Here is an 18479-nt window from a genome sequence, read left to right on the forward strand (position 1 = left end):
AGAACACACATAATCGTAATATGTTTTAATTTGAGATTTAGTAATGAGTTTAAAAGCACAAATAGATGCATACAATGTGCAAAAAGAAGCAAAATTACCTGCTGATGTACTCGCATTAATGGATACAACAAATGAGGAGCTTATTGCTCAGCATATTAAAGATAACGCCTTACAAATTGGTGCAAAGGTAGAAAACTTTAGCTTAGTAAATCACAAAGGTGAAAATATTGAGCTTAATGATTTATTGAATAAAGGCCCAGTAATAGTTAGCTTTTATCGTGGTGGCTGGTGCCCTTATTGTAATTTAGAGCTAAAAGCGCTTAATAATTACTTGCCACAATTTAAAACACAAAGCGCTCAGTTAATTGCTATCTCACCACAGTTGCCAGATGAAACGCTCTTAACTACACAAAAAAATGAACTGGATTTCGATGTACTATCAGATGTGAGTAATAAAGTAGCTGAACAATTTGGCTTATTGTTTACATTAGATGAGCGTATTCAAGCACTGTATACACAGTTTGGAATTGATTTTGAGCACTACTACGGTGATAAAAGCTTTAAGTTACCACTACCCGCCACATACGTAATTAACCAAGAAGGTGTTATTACTTACGCATTCTTAAACGAAGACTACACCCTACGTGCAGAGCCTATTGATATTATGGCAGCACTCGAATCGGAGCAAAATTAATGTCTATTTTAAAATCGTTAAAAAATCTTACTCTTTCACTACTTGTCGGCTCAAGCTTAGTTTCTGGCTATGCGATGGCTGATGAAATGAAAACTCAAGAAAAACCTAAAGTACTTATTTTCGATGTTAACGAAACACTCCTTGATTTAACATCAATGCGTACCTCAATTGGTAAAGCGCTAGGCGGCCGTGAAGATTTACTACCTTTATGGTTCTCTACTATGTTGCACAATTCATTAGTAGATACAGTAAGCGGTAGTTACCACGATTTTGGTCAAATTGGTGTGGCATCGCTAATGATGGTGGCACAAAATAACAATATAGACATAACAAGTGAACAAGCAAAAACAGCCATTGTTACTCCCCTTTTAACACTCCCACCACATAACGATGTTAAAGAAGGACTGGCAAAACTTAAAGCACAGGGCTATAAGTTAGTAAGCCTTACAAATTCTTCAAACAAAGGTGTTAAGGCACAGTTTGAAAGCGCTGGTTTAATGTCTTACTTTGACGCACGTTACAGCATTGAAGATATTAAAATATACAAACCAGATTTACGTGCTTACGAGTGGGTACTTAAAAAGTTAAATGTAGCGCCAAATGAAGCAATGATGGTAGCAGCACATGGTTGGGATGTAGCAGGCGCTAAAGAAGCCGGGTTACAAACTACGTTTATTGCACGCCCAGGTAAAGCACTTTACCCACTTGCAAAAAAACCTGATCACGTTGTGAAAGATTTACATGAATTAGTCGCTCTACTTAAGTAAGCACGTTTATACGCTAATTAATCAATACCCAAGCGGCCAATGTTAGGATGACATTGGCCGCTTTTTATGGCTAACCCTAACCATGCAGAATTTTAGTGTATTTATTTCATAACCAGTATCTTAAAAATTGAATGTAAACAAAGTATTTAGCCCGTCATAGGTTATTTTATCTGCTAGCAATTTGGCATTCACAGCGCTACTATTAAATAAATACGTGGTGGAGAATATAATGAATAGTGAAAAATTAAGTGAGTTTGAGCAGTACTTTCAAATAAATGAGAGTATAAGAGTTAATTTATTCGCTGTATCGAATGAGCAAGTCCCTAATTCTCAGCTTGAGCTTGAAGATGACATTCCCCCACTATTTAAGTTGGCAAATGAAGTAACTGAGCTTGAACAAAGCTCTTTACGCCCGCTTCATAATTTAGGTGATATCGCACAAGAGTTAGCAGTGTTTTTACAAGCGCAGTCACGTAAAATAGATTTAATAATGAGCCATATTTTGGCCTCAGAACAAGCCCAAGATAACGCAATTCAATGTGATAGCTACGGCGGTGGCGGTATTCGTTTTACATCACCTGAAGTACACTCAATTGGCCAAGCATTTAGAACCAAAATGTTTTTGCACCACGAAGCCTCTGCGGTTTATTGTTACACCGAAGTTGTGGCAGTAGAAAAACAAAATAACGAGCATTACCAATACACAATGCTCTTTACCGCAATTAGAACCACTGATCAAGAACTTATTGTTAGAGCGAGTTTACATGCTCAAACCCGCCAACTTAAAAAACGCCAAGAACTTGATCAAAATCAAGCCGACCTAAACAGTGATAATTAGCTGACATCTTTATGTAAAATGCTAAACTAGCGTCATCTTAATTAGTATATAATATTCATGAATTTTAGACTTTTACCAGAATGGGCCGTTCAAGATGCCGTTATGCTTACGTGGCCTCACAAAGACACCGATTGGGCCGACAATTTAGCGCGTGTAGAACCTGTATATATTGAACTTGCTAAGCACATAACAACGCAACAACAGCTTGTTATTGTGGCGCATAACAGTGCATTAAAAGTGCATATTACAGCATTACTAAATAGTGCTAACATTTCTCTTAATCGAGTTCATTTTGTAGTAACTCCTACTAACGATACTTGGGCGCGCGATCATGGTCCACTCACTTGCGCCGCTATTGATTCACCAGAGCAATTAAAAGTATATGATTTTACTTTTAACGGTTGGGGCAATAAGTTTGAAAGCGCATTAGACAATCAAATTAATCGTACTTTGGTAAAAGAGCTAAGTAGAACAAACAACCAATATCAAGCGCTCGATATGGTACTTGAAGGTGGCGGTATTGAAATAAACGAGCACGGTGTGTTGCTAACAACCAGTGAGTGTTTGCTTAATAAAAACCGTAACCCTGATTTAAATCCAAATGATATTGAAGCAGTTTTAAAAGAGCACTTAGGCGCGACGAGTTTTTTATGGGTTGAACATGGCTATTTAGCGGGCGATGACACCGACAGCCACATTGATACCTTAGTGCGTTTTGCACCAAATAATACCCTGGTCTATGTGCAGTGTGACGATAAAACTGATGAGCACTACAGCGCACTTGATGCGATGGAAAAACAACTAAAAACCTTTAAAACTGCCGATAACACCCCATATAACTTAATTGAGTTACCGTGGCCAAAAGCCGCTTATGACGATGAGCAAACACGCTTACCGGCTACCTACGCTAACTACTTAATTATTAATAATGCTGTGCTTGTGCCAACATATAATGATGCCAATGATGAACGTGCTCTTGCACAAGTTCAAAAAGCATACCCACAACACACTATTATTGGCGTAAATTGCCAACCAATAATTGAACAATTTGGCAGCCTGCACTGTATTACAATGCAATTACCTCGTGGATTTTTAGCTGGAGCAGCACAATGACAAGCCCTTCAAAATTAACTGTTGCGTTAGTGCAACAAAGCAATACCGATAACGCTCAGCACAATATGGAAAAATCAATGAGTGCCATTCGTGAAGCTGCTCAAAAAGGTGCAAAACTGGTTGTACTCCAAGAGCTGCACCGAAGCCTATATTTTTGCCAAACCGAAAATGTTGACGTATTTGATTTAGCCGAAACCATTCCAGGCCCTAGCAGTAATGCCTTGGGTGAGCTTGCTAAAGAGCTAAGCATTGTTATTGTGGCTTCTTTATTTGAAAAACGCGCTACAGGCCTTTATCACAATACTGCGGTTGTATTAGAGCAAGACGGCAGCATTGCAGGTAAATACCGCAAAATGCATATTCCTGATGACCCTGGTTTTTACGAAAAATTTTACTTTACCCCAGGTGATATCGGTTTTGAGCCAATTCAAACTTCGGTGGGTAAATTAGGCGTGCTAGTATGTTGGGATCAATGGTTTCCTGAAGCTGCACGTTTAATGGCAATGGCAGGCGCTGAGGTGTTAATCTATCCTACTGCTATTGGTTGGGATATAAATGACGACGTTGCTGAGCAAACTCGTCAAAAAGATGCGTGGGTTATTTCCCAGCGTGCCCATGCTGTTGCCAATGGTGTACCGGTAATTAGCTGTAACCGCGTTGGTCATGAAAGTGACCCAAGCGGACAAACTGATGGCATTGCGTTTTGGGGGAACTCGTTCATTGCAGGCCCACAAGGAGAATTATTAGCAGAGGCTAATAATATCAATGAGCAAATATTAGTGGTAGAAATTGATCAAAAACGTTCAGAAAACGTAAGACGTATCTGGCCTTTCTTGCGTGACCGACGAATTGATCACTATAAAGACCTAACAAAAATATACCGAGACTAAGTAACCTGCGCTCTGGTTAAATAATATAATGGCTCTTACCTACTAAGAGCCAACTATAAATGGAGTAATAAATGGCGTTTGAGCAATGGGCAGCCTTGCCTTGGGTAAAATCTCAAAAAGATAAAATTCAATGGGGCCAGCTAAGCGGAAGCGGTTTAAGTATTGCTATTGCTGAAGGCGTTAAACAACAAGATAACTTAGTCTTAATTGTTACGCCTGATACACCAAGTGCACTGCGTCTTGAAACTGAGTTAGAGTATTTATTACCCGATAACCCAGTCATGGTATTTCCTGATTGGGAAACTCTGCCATACGATCATTTTTCTCCCCATCAAGATATTATTTCAGCCCGTTTGGCCACTTTAAACACCTTAAAAAAAGAACAACAAAGTGTGTTAATTGTGCCTGTATCTACTTTAATGTTGCGCACAGCCCCGGCCTCATTTATTTACGGTTCAACAATCAACTTTAAAGTAGGCGACAAACTAGACACTCACAACTTTCGTGACAATTTAGAGCAAGCTGGTTACTTAAATGTTCAACAAGTAATGGAGCACGGCGAATACGCTATACGCGGCTCTATCGTTGACTTATACCCAATGGGTAGCCCGCACCCATTTAGACTCGACTTTTTTGATGACGAACTCGATACCATTCGCTTATTTGATGTAGAAACACAGCGCTCTGATGAAAAAGTAGATAAAATTGAGCTACTTCCAGCGCATGAATTTCCAACTAACGACGCTGATATTGAACGGTTTAGAATAAGTTACCGCGAAAAATTTGGTGCAAGCTCGCAGCAAGACTCTGTATACATGCAAGTAAGCAAAGGTAACTGGCCTGCAGGTATTGAATACTACATGCCGTTGTTTTTTGAAAAGCTAGCGACTATTTTTGACTATCTGCCAGATACAACAACTGTTATGCAGCTGGGTGATTTAGAACATGCGGCGGATAACTTTTGGCACGATGTAAATGTACGCTATGAAAACCGCAGAGTTGACCCACTTCGTCCATTACTTGAACCCAATGCGCTTTATCAGCCTATTGAAGAGCTGTTTTCTAATTTAGGCAATTTTGCACGTATTAGATTATCCCTTGCAAAGCTTGGCACAAAAGCAGGTAATAAAAACTTAAGCGTTAGCGAGCTGCCAGCCATTCGTATTGATCATAAACAGCATGAACCTTATGGCGCGTTTATAAATTATGTAGCAGAGCAAAAAAAGAAAAAAGGCCGCATATTACTCAGTGTTGAATCGGATGGTCGTCGTGAATCATTGCTGAGCATTTTAAAACCAAGCGGTTTAAAATTTAAAGAATTTGAAACACTCGAACAATTTATAAAAAGTGCAAGTGACGTAGGCTTAATAGTAAGCCCCCTCGAGCAAAGTGTAGTACTTGGCACTAAACCAAGCCTTTCTATTATTACCGAGCAAGAACTGCTTGGTATAAAAGTATCTCAGCGCAGACGCCGCAAGCACAAGTACGAAGCCAGCCAAGATGCACTAATCCGTAACTTAGCCGAACTTAAAGAAGGTCAACCTGTCGTGCATCTCGATCACGGTGTTGGCCGTTATCAAGGTTTGCAAACCATTGATGCTGCAGGTGTAGTTACAGAGTTTGTGACAATTACTTACGCAAGTGAAGCTAAATTATACGTGCCAGTATCTGCATTGCATATGCTTAGTCGTTATTCTGGCGGTGAAGAATCTAGTGCCCCGCTGCATAAACTTGGATCAGATGCTTGGGAAAAAGCTAAAAAACGTGCGGCTGAAAAAGTTCGCGATGTAGCCGCTGAATTACTTGATGTTTATGCTCAGCGCCAAGCAAAACCGGGTAATAAATTCACCCTAGATGCCCCCGCATATCGTCAATTTAGCGATAGCTTCCCGTTTGAAGAAACTGACGATCAACGCAACGCTATAGAAGCTGTATTAGGTGATATGCAATCAAAACAAGCGATGGATCGTTTAGTATGTGGTGACGTAGGCTTTGGTAAAACAGAAGTAGCCATGCGCGCTGCTTTTATAGCGGTTAACGATGATAAACAGGTAGCCATTTTAGTACCTACTACCCTGCTGGCTCAACAACACTATGAAAACTTTAAAGACCGCTTTGCTGATTTTCCTATTGAAGTAGGTGTACTTTCGCGCTTTAACTCCATTAAAGAGCAAAAAGACACGCTTGAAAAAATGGCCAACGGTAAGCTCGATATAGTTATTGGCACTCACAAGCTTATTCAGCAAGATATTAAATTTAACGATTTAGGCTTACTCATTGTTGATGAAGAACATCGCTTTGGTGTTCGTCAAAAAGAGAAAATTAAAGCACTGCGCGCCGATGTAGACATACTCACACTGACTGCAACGCCAATACCTCGTACACTCAACATGGCCATGAGCGGCATGCGCGATTTATCGATAATCGCAACGCCACCGGCTAAACGTTTAGCGGTAAAAACTTTTGTACGCCAACGCGATGTAGAACTAATACGCGAAGCGGTACTGCGAGAAATTAAACGCGGTGGCCAAGTTTATTTTTTACATAACAACGTAGAAACTATCGAGCGTGTTGCACAAGAAATTAGTGAATGGGTACCTGAAGCAAGTGTGACTACAGCCCACGGTCAAATGCGCGAGCAAGAGCTTGAGCAAATAATGACTGACTTTTATCATCAAAAATACAACGTACTGGTATGTACTACGATTATCGAAACAGGCATTGATGTGCCTACGGCTAATACCATTATTATGGACAGAGCAGATAAACTAGGCCTTGCCCAGTTACACCAATTACGTGGACGAGTTGGTCGAAGCCATCATCAAGCGTATGCCTACTTACTAACAGGTGACCCTAAAGCGCTTTCTAAAGATGCGAGTAAACGCTTACAAGCAATTGAATCATTAGAGGATTTAGGTGCAGGTTTTGCCCTCGCTACGCACGATTTAGAAATTCGTGGTGCGGGTGAGCTACTTGGCGACGATCAATCAGGTCAAATGCAAACCATCGGCTTTAGCTTATATATGGAAATGCTTGAGCAAGCCGTAAATGCCCTGCGCGAAGGTAAAGAGCCAACGCTTGAAAACCTACTTCAAAAACAAACCGAAGTAGATTTAAAGCTAGCTGCATTATTACCTGATGACTACATACACGATGTTAATGCACGCTTGGGTATGTATAAGCGCATTGCAAGTTGTGCTAACCTTGATGATATGGATGAACTACAGGTAGAACTAATAGACCGCTTTGGTTTACTACCTGATGCTGCTAAAAACCTATTCAGCCTACAACTGTTAAAAATGAAGGCTAGTAATTTAGGTATAACTAAAATTGAGGCAAATCCAAAAGGTGGTTATTTTGAGTTTAGCCAAGATACCAAAGTTAACCCTAGCTTCATCATTGGTTTGATACAAAGTGCACCTAAGGTGTACAAAATGGATGGCGCTAATAAACTGCGCTTTGCAATTAGTGAGGCAAATGCCCGCGAACGCTTAAAAATGGTCACTGCAATGATTGCAGATTTCGAAAAAAAGGTTAGCCATTAATGTTGCTTAAAAAATCGCTTATTGTTTTATGCTGCTTATTTAGCAGCACTGCATTTGCAGAACGCTGGTTTGAGGTTGAGGTGCTTGTATTTAAACAGCGCCCTGCACCATATTTACAAGAAGACTTTAGCCTTAAGCACAAAGCTATTGAAGATAAAAATACGCTAGACTTACTAACTCCTCTTTACACTGAACAAGCAATGCAGGCCTGCATAGATGGCGATGAGCGTTTTCAAAAACGCTCTTTTACTGATTCATTAGTTAATTCAAACCCGCAATCAGGTATATGTGACAACAGTATTAACTACCTACAAAGGTACGACGAGCTACCTGTAACGCCTTTAGCACCCGCTAAAGATGATATGCAGCAAACTTATTTATTAGCGCCGCAGCAGCTGCAATTTAAAGCGCAGTATAGTCAACTAGACCGCAAAGGCTTAACACCTATTCTACATACAGGCTGGCGCTTTGAAGGCGCAAGCAAGTCACGCGCCCCAAGTATGCATTTAATAGCGGGTAAGCATCTTAAAAATGAACCCAATTTAAGACCTAGCTATTCAAACCCTGATTTTGTAAGTTTATCGAATTCACAATCGGCGCTATTTAAAGACCCTGATCAATCAAAAGCAGAATGGGAACTAGACGGTTTATTTAAAATACATTTACGACATTATTTATACATAACAGCTAATCTTGATATTAGCCAAAAGCTAGAAAACGGCGATATAGAGTCAGCCCGTTTTTCTCAGTTTAGACGTGTAATTAGTGGTGAAGTACATTACTTTGACCATCCACGAATGGGCATGATTGTCCAAATCAGAAAATTCAAACATTAATATTAAGTAGGATATAACAATGAAAAAACTCCTTATCATCGCAGCTACATTAAGCCTTGCGGCTTGTTCTAAGGTAAGTATTGAAAATTATGAAAAAATTAAAGTAGGCATGGATAAGACTGAAGTTGAAACTATTTTAGGCAGTGCTGATAACTGTGTTGAAAAAACACTGCATACTAACTGTATATGGGGCGATGAAGCAAAAAATATCGAGATCACTCTAGTATCAGACAAAGTAACTTTATATAGCAAATATGGCTTAGCTGATAAATAAACTGTCCAAATATTAGGGACTGATTGTATCAGCCCCTTTTTAAATTAACAAAACTCATTTTTTGGAGTAGATAAGCTCAATATTAACGATTTTACTGCGATTTAACGTTATTTTATAGCGTTGATAAAGTGTTTTACCTTCCTCTGTTAGAACAAGTACCATGTTTAATTGATAGCGTCTTTCTACAGCCTGCTTAGAAATTTTATTACTGTCTAAATGGTATAGCTTCCCTTCTCCACGTTTCAAATAACGCGCAAATGGTGCTAAATTAAACTGAAGAGTTTGCCTTAAAGTATCATATCCGGGTAAAAACTCTTTAGCGTTGACTCGGGTTTCACTTGCAAAATGGAGCCATTGTGCGGCTTGTTTATTTTGCTGACGACGTTTTGAAAAAATAGATCGCACCTCTTCAGGAATTTTTTTAAAACGAGTGTATTCAAGCCAAATAAGCTGACTGGCTATTTTATCTTTAGTAATGCTGTTTTTAAAACTAAATCGCCACTTAGGCCGCCCTTGGACTATGGCTCGCCAAATCATACGCGTAATATCTTCTTTAAATATTTCACGCAAGCCATAAATAACCCCTAAAATTAAAATGAGCGTGGCTGTAACTTCAGTAAACGTTGAGCGGGCATTAAGTATCACAACCATCACAAAAGCCATGATAACGGCTGTTACAGTGCCTTTAACTAGACGCTTTAGATAACTATTAAGGAAACGCGTTTGACGCTGTAATATTACGCCATGTTCAATTAAGCGTTGTAACAAGCGCATTTTATTTGTTATTCGGTTTGCGTCTTGCATGGTCGTTTCAGAGTTGTAGCTTTTCTCTGCTCGATACGTATTTTCGTTTTTACAAAACTGCAGTAAATCGTTACGCTCTTTTGCATAATCGCTACTACGAGGGCCTTCATCTAGAAGCTTTAAAAAAGATTGCTCAACATGCCAACTTAAATAGTTATCAGCATTGGTAAAAAATGGAAGTAGTTTTTCGTCATCTGGTGTGTAGCGACGCAGCTTTTTTAAAAGCCCTTCGCTTTGCTCATATACCTCGTTAGCGCGTTTATAAAAGTCTTCGGCTTCAACAATTTTTAACGCGTCTTTTATATCGGCATCAAGTGCTAGACGTACTTGGTAACAAAATAAATTAAGATTTTGCCGGTAATCTTGTTGCTCACCTTTGTTTTTACTAACAAAACGGCTTCGCACTAAAGGCAAGTGTATATTGTTAGCGTTATACGCTAAATGTGATTTAAAGTGGTTATTAAAGTAAGATTCTTCGGTAAGTGTTTGCGGATTAATCCCCATTTCATTGGGGATAGAAAAATACAGATCTATGCGCTGTTCAGAACGAGGAGTTAGCTCTGGTTCAATGACAAAAGATAAGTTTTCATCTTGTTTTAACAATCAGTTCTCCTTCTAAGATATCGTTTTAGTGTACTTGTCTCCTTTATTTTGTTCAATAAAAAAGCTCAGTAAATACTGAGCCTTAATAAGATTAACGTGCTAGTTATAGTTTAATATTGATACCAGCAAATAAACGACGACCTAATGTATCATAAGTGTACGGGTCAGTATTCGAATCGTTGTTACCTGAGTAGTATGGTGGCTCTTTATCAAACATGTTATTAACGCCTGCAGAAACAGTTAACACATCATTGATCATGTAAGAAGCGCTAATATCGTGATATACGATAGACGGTGTTGTAGGAGCTAAACACGTGTCATCGCCGATACATGCAAAGCTATCCATTCCAGCAATATAACGAGCTTCATATGTAGCATCCCAGTTGTCACCTTTAACATTTAAGTTAAAATTAGATTTAATATCTGCATAACCGCCAGCACCACCAGTGATAAAGCCTGAGTAATCAACTACTGCACCGGTATCAACAACATACTCATCTAAATAAGTTGTATCTAAGCCTGTTTTCCAGCTTAAACCTAATGCTTCAAATGCATAAGTAAGGTTTAAATCAACACCAGATGTTTTCTCAGAACCAATGTTACGTAATTGGTTATTAAAAACAATACGGCCGTCAGCTTGGAATACTGCAGAAGTACTTGTACAAATTGCATTAGTGCTGCTATTTGCGTTACCAATACATTGATCAACCACATATTGATTGTTGTAAGTAGAAATAGCATTTTCAATTTCAATGTCGTAGTAATCTAGCGTCATTGAGAAACCATCAAACCACTCTGGCTCGTAAACAACACCCACTGTAAGCGTATCTGCTTCTTCTGGTGTTAAATTACTGTTACCACCAACGGTAACCTCAGCTTGGCTGTCTGCACCAGGGTAGCTAACTTGCTCGTATGATGGCGCGTTACCAGAATAAAGCTCATCAACTGTTGGGGCACGGAATGCTGTAGAACGAACACCACGCAGCATTAACTCGTCATTTACGCGCCAAGTTAAACCTAGTTTCCACGTTTCGTCTGAACCAAATGTACTATAATCAAATGCACGAACAGCTGCACTTAGCTCAACTGAATCAGCAAAAGGTGCATCAGCAAGTAATGGGATTGCAAATTCAACGTAAGCTTCATTTACATCAAAACCACCGCTAGTAGCATCAACGCGAGGATCGTTACCTAAACCCTGTGCTGCAATTGAATCTGGTGTGTACCATGCCTTTTCTTGGCGGCGCTCAACACCTGCTGCAAACGCAGCGTAGCCTGCTGGCATTTCAAACATTTCGCCTGAAAGTGATGCAGCTAAAATAAATAATTGGCTACCACCTGAGTTTTGCTCTGTGTAAATGTAGTCTTGAACATTAGATAACGCCCAATCAGCCTCATCTAATGGGTTAAATGTTCCCGCTGCAATTGCTGTATTTATTGCAGAAACATTATGAAGGTTACTTAGTTTATCTACTGAATCATTGCGACCAAAGTTAGCAGAAAAATCCCAAGAGTAATCACTTATTACACCTTCTGCACCAACAACAATACGAACTGTATCTACTGTTTGAGATAAACCACGAGCACCACTTTCTGTCATACGACGACGATAACTAATTTCATCACCGTAAGCATAGTTAGTTGGTGTTGTAACATAATTACCATCAGCATCTTCTACAAACGCACCATCAACAACCTGACGTTGATCATACGTTTGACTTAATAAGCTATTACCCATGCTTTCATTATAGTTAAAACCAAAGTTAATTGGTTGTGGAGCTAATTGTTGCTCTGACCAGCGTTTAGTGTAAGTAAACTCACTAAAAAGACTAGTATCATCGCTTAACTCATAAGTACCCATACCAGTAAGATTCAAACGTTCCATTGGCGTGTATAAGTAGCTCTGTTCTGCATAATTGTAAGCATCAGCTTCATCAGTGAAACGATGTAAACTACCACCACGGTTACTTAAACCGCTGTCGTTAGCTACACCTTGTTGCTCAACTTCGCCATCACTGTTAGTAACACCCGTAGTGTTTACGTTATAAATATGGCCGCCTTCACTAAATGATGAACCACCGCAGAAAAGGCCGTTTTCACCTTCAAATAAAGGACAATCTGAAAAGCCACGATCACCTTGGCTAGCTTCTCCACGATTCGTATATTGAGCACCAAAAACAATATTACCTTTATCGAATGAAGTACCCACTGTAAAGTCGATCGACGTTTCTGATGCATCATGCTTTGATGTCATTGCAGAATTAACGTTTAAATCTAAACCTTCAAAATCATTTTTTAGAATGATGTTCACAACACCAGCAACAGCATCCGTACCATAAACAGCAGATGCACCATCTTTAAGTACTTCTATCTGTTTAATCATCGATACCGGGATAGTGTTTAAATCAACTGTAGAAGCTGCACCAGTACCTGAGTTAATCATACGGCGGCCGTTTACAAGTACTAAAGTACGTTGTGAACCTAAACCACGAAGGTCGATTGATGCATTACCACCAGAGCCGTTATTTACGCCCGGATTAGTCATAGCGCCACCAGTAGCAGTCATTTGCTGAAGCACGCTATCAACTGACGTAGCACCTGAAGCTCTGATTTCATCTGCGCCAATAAGTGTAACTGGGCTAGCGGTTTCCATGTCAGAACGCTTAATGCGAGAACCCGTCACTTGAATTTTTTCGATTGATTTTACTGCTTCGTCAGCCGCTAAAGCTTGCACACTTGAAAACATTGGAAACGCTGCGATTACAGCTAAACCAAGAGTTGATTTTTTCATGAAAGAACCCTACTTGTTGGAAATTTACCTTTATTGGTAATGCTCACTTTTTATTAGAATAGTGAGTCAGGTGGGCAACTTAGGCGCTTTTAACTGAACGAAAACTTAACGGCAGCTCAGTTTATATCATGCAATAAAATGGAATAACTACTTTAGGTACATAGGTTACATTATGTTTCAGTGTTAATTAATAAATACAACTTAAAAACAGTAACCTAACAAAAAAACGAAACATTAGAAACACACCTGAAACCAAAGTGATTCACTTTGTAATCAAATGTAACTACTTGAGTTTTGTACCAAAAACAGAAAAATTAACAACTTGATCACAGCACATTATTAAAAGCGTAAAACTAAATGTTAATTACTAACCATACTTATGCACAATTACCGGCTAAATAGTCTTAATTAGTTACTTAAAAAGGAATTTTGGATTTGTTTTTTTGTTCAGCGACAATTAAAAATTGAACTTTTTAGAGTTACTTTTACGACGAGTGAGAATTGTAGAAATTTCAATCAAGCACTGAGCTTTAATGATCTGAATAGAATAAAGCCCGTACAGTATAGGGAAGATTAAATTTAGTAAGTTACATAAAAATAATAGTTGAGAGTATCAATTTGTGATGTGGTGGTGTTTTTTACTATCAGCTCTAAATTCCATAGCATGTTTTTTTCTGAGCAAATACCAACCATCGTATTGCTTTGCCACACATTATTATTTTTTTTGAACAATTGTGGAATGTAGCCCATATACATAGTGATGCCTTTAAGCTTGGCATCTTCAATTTGTATGTTTGCAGGTAAGTCACTAAAGATAGTAAATGGGGTTTCGGGGGAAAGAGTTTCCTCGCTTAACCATACTTTAACATCATTTGAAAAAGTACAAGGCAAGTTAGCTTCACACTGGGCGTTTTTAAGAAATTTTTCATCTGTATTATTAGAAAAATCACACGCTGTTAATAAAAAAAACACCACAGTGAATAAACTTAATCTATATATAAGCATAACAATTTCGCACTAAAGAAAACCAAATACTAATAATCGTGACTATAAATAACAAGTGCGAGTGTTACTATTAAGCCAAATTAGGCACAAACTGTATCAAAAAATAAACAACAAGCTCACAAAGTTTGATTGATGTCATAATTTTATGTAATTGACCTATCTTTTTTAGGCCAAAAAATTTATCATTTCACCCGCAAAAAATAAGGGTTTCTCAAGTTTTTTTCTGAAGTTTTCATGTATTGGAAGTTTTAGGTAACACGCTTGAGAAAAATAGTAGGCCCCACTTTTACATAGTGGGTAATTCATTTCTAAACGCATTTATTGCAGCGGAAGCCAGAAAATGAGCCAAACAGTAGCATCACAAACTGAGTATAACTATAAGGTTGTACGCCAATTCGCTATTATGACAGTGATTTGGGGCATCGTTGGCATGAGTATTGGGGTTCTGATTGCTGCCCAATTAGCTTGGCCAGCACTTAACTTTGATACACCATGGTTAACTTACTCTCGACTACGTCCGTTACACACGAACGCAGTAATTTTCGCATTTGGTACTAGTGCACTTTTTGCGACGTCTTATTACGTCGTACAACGTACTTGTCAAACGCGTCTTTTCTCAGACAAACTCGCCGCCTTTTCATTTTGGGGATGGCAGCTCGTTATTGTACTAGCAGTAATCACTTTACCTCTTGGTATTACTAGCTCAAAAGAATACGCCGAACTTGAATGGCCAATCGATATTTTAATCGCAGTGGTTTGGATAGTTTACGCAATAGTATTTTTTGGTACTTTAATTAAGCGTAAAGTGTCGCACATTTATGTTGCTAACTGGTTCTATGCTGGCTTTATTATTACTGTTGCAGTACTACACATTGTAAACAGCATGGCAGTGCCTGTGTCGTTAACTAAATCATACTCAATCTACGCAGGTGCGGTAGATGCTATGGTTCAGTGGTGGTACGGCCATAACGCTGTAGGTTTCCTATTAACTGCTGGTTTCTTGGGTATGATGTATTACTTTGTACCAAAACAAGCAGGTCGCCCAGTTTACTCATACCGTTTATCGGTAGTTCACTTTTGGGCATTAATTTCATTATACATCTGGGCAGGTCCTCACCACCTTCACTACACTGCGCTTCCTGATTGGACGCAAAGTTTAGGTATGGTTATGTCTATTATCCTATTCGTACCGTCTTGGGGTGGTATGATTAACGGTATTATGACTCTATCAGGCGCATGGCATAAACTGCGTACTGATCCAGTACTTCGTTTCTTAGTTGTTTCATTGTCTTTCTACGGTATGTCTACGTTTGAAGGCCCTATGATGGCAATTAAATCTGTAAATGCGTTATCTCACTACACAGATTGGACTGTTGGCCACGTACACTCAGGTGCACTTGGTTGGGTTGCAATGATTTCAATTGGTGCTATTTACCACCTTATTCCTGCGTTATTCGCACAAGGTCGTATGTACAGCGTTAAATTGGTTAACACCCACTTCTGGTTACATACTGTAGGTGTTGTACTTTACATTGTTGCAATGTGGATCTCAGGTGTTATGCAAGGTCTAATGTGGCGTGCAGTTAACTCTGACGGCACATTAATGTACAGCTTTGTTCAGTCTTTAGAAGCGTCGCATCCTTTCTACATTATGCGCTTTGTAGGCGGTGTATTCATCGTAACAGGCATGTTAGTTATGGCTTATAACGTTTTCCGCACTATTTCAGCTGAGAAAGAATCACTGAAGTTAGACGCGCAAGCACAATTAGCATAACGGAGTGAGATGATGAGCAATAAAAATTCACAAAACAAACATGAAATAGTAGAAAAGAACGTTGGCCTAATGGCTATTCTGACTGTTTTTGCTATTAGTTTTGGTGCATTAGTTGAAATTACTCCGCTAATGTTCCAAGACGATACAACTAAACCTGTTGAAGGCCTGCGCCCTCTTAACGCTTTAGAAATGGAAGGCCGTGATATCTATGTACGTGAAGGTTGTTACAACTGTCACTCACAAATGATCCGCCCTTTTCGCGATGAAGTTGAGCGTTATGGTCACTACTCTGTAGCTGGCGAGTCAGTATGGGATCACCCTTTTCAATGGGGTTCTAAACGTACTGGCCCTGACCTTGCTCGTGTAGGTAAGCGTTACTCGGACGATTGGCATTATGCTCACTTAGTTGACCCACGTGCCGTGGTTCCTGAATCGAATATGCCAGGTTTTCCTTGGTTAGCAGAGACAACGGTTGATACCAGCCTAACTCTGAAGAAACTACAAATTTTCCGTGATACTTTTGCTATTAACCCTGAAAACCCAAAACACCCGGGTTTAGGTTATGGCAGCGACGAAGAGCTTCAAGCAGATGTTGAAAAAGTTAACGCTATGAATAACGGCGAAGGCGCAACAGAAATACAAGCCTTGATCGCGTATTTACAGCAACTTGGCACCCACTTGAAGTAAAAAATTATGGATTACGGAACATACAGAGGCATTTTGACTCTGGTAATTTTAGTATTGTTTATTGTGATTGTTGTATGGGCATACAGCAAACGTAGCAAAAATCGTTTTGATAACGCTGCTAATGCCATTTTTGAAGATGAAAAAAAACATAACAACACACTCTCTAACGAGGAAAAGGAGTCTGAAAAATGACTAGCTTTTGGAGTATTTGGGTTATTGTTTTAACCCTAGCCTGTTTAATTATCATCTTTAGCTTATTAGTTTGGAACCTTAAAAACTATGTTGCAGTTAAAGAAGGTGAAGATTGTGGGCATGAATATGACGGTATTACAGAGCTGAACAATCCACTACCAAAATGGTGGACGTACATGTTTTTCGCAACTTTTGTTTGGTCTGTATATTACCTTGCAGCTTTCCCAGGTTTAGGTAACTGGGAAGGTTTAGGTAAATGGACCAGCTCTAATCAAGGTATTACGTCTTTAGCTGAATCTAAAAAAGCAGTTGCGGATGCTAAAGAAGAAGGCCGTTTTGTTAAACTTGATAAAGAGTACGAAGCTGCACAAGAGCGTTTTGGTCCAATTTTCAACAAACTTGCACAAGTACCAGTTTTAGATTTAGTTAATTCTAAATTTGAAGGTGATGCAGCACAGCAAGCTGCCCTTGAAAATGGTGATAAACACGAGCAAACAGATGGTCAATTAGCACTTGAGATTGGTCAGCGTTTATTTTCGCAAAACTGTGCTCAGTGTCATGGCTCTGATGCCCGTGGTGGAACTGGCTTCCCTAACCTAACTGATAAAGATTGGTTATACGGTGGTTCACCTGACAAAATTAAAGAAACACTTCTTTATGGTCGTATAGCTGCAATGCCTTCTTGGGGTGCTGCACTTGGTGAGCAAGGCGTAAAAGAAATGACGGCTCATGTTCTTAGCTTATCTGGTCGTACTGTTAACCAAAAAGATGCAGCCGCTGGCGCCGCTAAGTTTGCCATGTGTGCAGCGTGTCACGGTGCTGATGGTAAAGGGTCTGTTGCACATAACTTACCGTTTGGTGCACCTAACCTAACAGATAACATTTGGCTATATGGTGGCTCTCAACGTGCTGTTGAAGAAACGCTTAACCATGGCCGCGCCGGTGTTATGCCAGCATGGAAAGACATTTTAGGTGAAGATAAAATTCACTTGTTAACTGCGTATGTTTACAGTTTATCGCAAGATAAATAAACATCGAGTTAACCAATAATTAATCTTTTTATTTCAATAGATTAATCCAGATCAAAAAAGCCTCCAGTCGGAGGCTTTTTTTTAGTCTTTTACAAATATTTGCTATAAAATAACCCCACCTAAACTAATTTTAGAGCAACTATGCAACCTACTCCGTGGTATAAAAATTTTTGGCCTTGGTTTTTAATCTTTTTTCCTCTCGCGGCCATTATTGGGTGCATAACATTAATTATTACTGCTGTGGGCAATGGCCCAGACATGGTGGTAGATGATTACTACAAAAAAGGTAAAGCTATTAATTTAGAGCTTACTAAGTTTGAAAAAGCCAAAGCACTCTTTTTACACGGTGAGCTAAATGTTACTGATGAACGCGTTAGCTTTAAATTTACTAAAGGCGATTATAGTAATGTACCCGCATTAAAATTATCATTTTATCATCGCACCATCAAAGCCCATGACTTTGCCGCCACACTAACTCCAAATGCTAATAAAGAATTTACAGCCCTACTCGAAAACTATACACCGGGCGCCTACTCTGTCTTTATAGAGCCTATAGATGGCAGCTGGAAGTTAAAAGAAAACATCACACTTCCTACAGAGCAGCCTCTGTTAGTTACGCCTAATTATAAGTAGTA

At 39.2% G+C, this 18479-nt stretch carries 16 protein-coding genes; 13 read left to right on the top strand and 3 right to left on the bottom strand.

Features of this window, described 5'->3' with window-relative positions; translation table 11 throughout:
- The first annotated feature begins 43 nt into the window (after positions 1-43).
- From V6260_RS15710 to V6260_RS15745, 8 genes are all read left to right on the top strand, one after another.
- Positions 44-694, top strand: coding sequence for a peroxiredoxin-like family protein (locus V6260_RS15710; protein WP_341595049.1), 651 nt, complete (start codon positions 44-46; stop codon positions 692-694).
- Entirely contained in the window at positions 694-1461 is a 768-nt protein-coding gene (locus tag V6260_RS15715; RefSeq protein WP_211000489.1) for a haloacid dehalogenase type II, read from the top strand. Before V6260_RS15710 ends, V6260_RS15715 begins: the two co-directional genes overlap by 1 nt.
- A gap of 229 nt (positions 1462-1690) precedes the next feature.
- On the top strand, positions 1691-2299 hold the full coding sequence (locus V6260_RS15720) for a PilZ domain-containing protein (RefSeq protein ID WP_341595050.1): 609 nt from the start codon (positions 1691-1693) through the stop codon (positions 2297-2299).
- Between the two features lie 57 nt (positions 2300-2356).
- A complete protein-coding gene (locus tag V6260_RS15725; protein WP_341595051.1) occupies positions 2357-3412 on the top strand; it encodes an agmatine deiminase family protein in 1056 nt (351 codons plus the stop codon).
- Positions 3409-4302: a carbon-nitrogen hydrolase gene (locus tag V6260_RS15730; RefSeq protein WP_341595052.1), complete on the top strand. Its 894-nt coding sequence runs from the start codon at positions 3409-3411 to the stop codon at positions 4300-4302. Before V6260_RS15725 ends, V6260_RS15730 begins: the two co-directional genes overlap by 4 nt.
- A 71-nt stretch (positions 4303-4373) precedes the next feature.
- Entirely contained in the window at positions 4374-7847 is a 3474-nt protein-coding gene (mfd, locus tag V6260_RS15735; RefSeq protein ID WP_341595053.1) for a transcription-repair coupling factor, read from the top strand.
- Complete coding sequence (locus V6260_RS15740; protein WP_341595054.1) at positions 7847-8683, top strand: peptidoglycan binding protein CsiV; 837 nt, start codon at positions 7847-7849, stop codon at positions 8681-8683. The genes mfd and V6260_RS15740 overlap by 1 nt, the downstream gene beginning before the upstream one ends.
- A gap of 19 nt (positions 8684-8702) precedes the next feature.
- Positions 8703-8957, top strand: a complete 255-nt coding sequence (locus V6260_RS15745; protein WP_341595055.1) for a DUF3862 domain-containing protein — start codon at positions 8703-8705, stop codon at positions 8955-8957.
- 54 nt (positions 8958-9011) lie between these two features.
- Here V6260_RS15745 and V6260_RS15750 read toward each other — a convergent pair whose 3' ends face one another.
- The 3 genes from V6260_RS15750 to V6260_RS15760 form a co-directional block, all read right to left on the bottom strand.
- Positions 9012-10364, bottom strand: a complete 1353-nt coding sequence (locus tag V6260_RS15750; protein ID WP_341595056.1) for a hypothetical protein — start codon at positions 10362-10364, stop codon at positions 9012-9014.
- A 103-nt stretch (positions 10365-10467) separates the two neighbouring features.
- Positions 10468-13155: a TonB-dependent receptor gene (locus V6260_RS15755; protein WP_341595057.1), complete on the bottom strand. Its 2688-nt coding sequence runs from the start codon at positions 13153-13155 to the stop codon at positions 10468-10470.
- Positions 13156-13734: 579 nt separating this feature from the next.
- Entirely contained in the window at positions 13735-14160 is a 426-nt protein-coding gene (locus V6260_RS15760; protein WP_341595058.1) for a hypothetical protein, read from the bottom strand.
- A gap of 340 nt (positions 14161-14500) precedes the next feature.
- Here V6260_RS15760 and ccoN point away from each other — a divergent pair, with 340 nt between their 5' ends.
- The 5 genes from ccoN to V6260_RS15785 all read left to right on the top strand — a co-directional run bounded on the left by ccoN (position 14501) and on the right by V6260_RS15785 (position 18477).
- Positions 14501-15934 carry a cytochrome-c oxidase, cbb3-type subunit I gene (gene ccoN, locus V6260_RS15765; protein WP_341595059.1) on the top strand — a complete coding sequence of 478 codons (1434 nt, stop codon included), beginning with the start codon at positions 14501-14503 and terminating at the stop codon, positions 15932-15934.
- 12 nt (positions 15935-15946) lie between these two features.
- Complete coding sequence (gene ccoO / locus V6260_RS15770) at positions 15947-16621, top strand: cytochrome-c oxidase, cbb3-type subunit II (protein ID WP_341595079.1); 675 nt, start codon at positions 15947-15949, stop codon at positions 16619-16621.
- 6 nt (positions 16622-16627) lie between these two features.
- A complete protein-coding gene (locus V6260_RS15775; RefSeq protein ID WP_058549679.1) occupies positions 16628-16813 on the top strand; it encodes a CcoQ/FixQ family Cbb3-type cytochrome c oxidase assembly chaperone in 186 nt (61 codons plus the stop codon).
- A complete protein-coding gene (gene ccoP, locus V6260_RS15780; RefSeq protein ID WP_341595060.1) occupies positions 16810-17844 on the top strand; it encodes a cytochrome-c oxidase, cbb3-type subunit III in 1035 nt (344 codons plus the stop codon). The genes V6260_RS15775 and ccoP overlap by 4 nt, the downstream gene beginning before the upstream one ends.
- Before the next feature lie 141 nt (positions 17845-17985).
- Positions 17986-18477 (top strand): FixH family protein, encoded by a 492-nt coding sequence (locus tag V6260_RS15785; protein WP_058549677.1) that lies wholly within the window; start codon positions 17986-17988, stop codon positions 18475-18477.
- Positions 18478-18479 lie beyond the last annotated feature (2 nt).

Origin of the sequence: Pseudoalteromonas aliena (assembly GCF_038155085.1) — a bacterium.
GTDB classification, from domain to species: domain Bacteria; phylum Pseudomonadota; class Gammaproteobacteria; order Enterobacterales; family Alteromonadaceae; genus Pseudoalteromonas; species Pseudoalteromonas aliena_A.

Bases quoted from the DNA above. Each gene is read 5' to 3' on its own strand.
- V6260_RS15710 (WP_341595049.1), top strand. From the start codon at position 44: ATGAGTTTAAAAGCACAAATAGATGCATACAATGTGCAAAAAGAAGCA.
- V6260_RS15745 (WP_341595055.1), top strand. From the start codon at position 8,703: ATGAAAAAACTCCTTATCATCGCAGCTACATTAAGCCTTGCGGCTTGT.
- V6260_RS15755 (WP_341595057.1), bottom strand. From the start codon at position 13,155: ATGAAAAAATCAACTCTTGGTTTAGCTGTAATCGCAGCGTTTCCAATG.
- V6260_RS15715 (WP_211000489.1), top strand. From the start codon at position 694: ATGTCTATTTTAAAATCGTTAAAAAATCTTACTCTTTCACTACTTGTC.
- ccoP (WP_341595060.1), top strand. From the start codon at position 16,810: ATGACTAGCTTTTGGAGTATTTGGGTTATTGTTTTAACCCTAGCCTGT.
- V6260_RS15785 (WP_058549677.1), top strand. From the start codon at position 17,986: ATGCAACCTACTCCGTGGTATAAAAATTTTTGGCCTTGGTTTTTAATC.
- V6260_RS15720 (WP_341595050.1), top strand. From the start codon at position 1,691: ATGAATAGTGAAAAATTAAGTGAGTTTGAGCAGTACTTTCAAATAAAT.
- V6260_RS15740 (WP_341595054.1), top strand. From the start codon at position 7,847: ATGTTGCTTAAAAAATCGCTTATTGTTTTATGCTGCTTATTTAGCAGC.
- ccoO (WP_341595079.1), top strand. From the start codon at position 15,947: ATGAGCAATAAAAATTCACAAAACAAACATGAAATAGTAGAAAAGAAC.
- V6260_RS15730 (WP_341595052.1), top strand. From the start codon at position 3,409: ATGACAAGCCCTTCAAAATTAACTGTTGCGTTAGTGCAACAAAGCAAT.
- V6260_RS15760 (WP_341595058.1), bottom strand. From the start codon at position 14,160: ATGCTTATATATAGATTAAGTTTATTCACTGTGGTGTTTTTTTTATTA.
- ccoN (WP_341595059.1), top strand. From the start codon at position 14,501: ATGAGCCAAACAGTAGCATCACAAACTGAGTATAACTATAAGGTTGTA.
- mfd (WP_341595053.1), top strand. From the start codon at position 4,374: ATGGCGTTTGAGCAATGGGCAGCCTTGCCTTGGGTAAAATCTCAAAAA.
- V6260_RS15775 (WP_058549679.1), top strand. From the start codon at position 16,628: ATGGATTACGGAACATACAGAGGCATTTTGACTCTGGTAATTTTAGTA.
- V6260_RS15725 (WP_341595051.1), top strand. From the start codon at position 2,357: ATGAATTTTAGACTTTTACCAGAATGGGCCGTTCAAGATGCCGTTATG.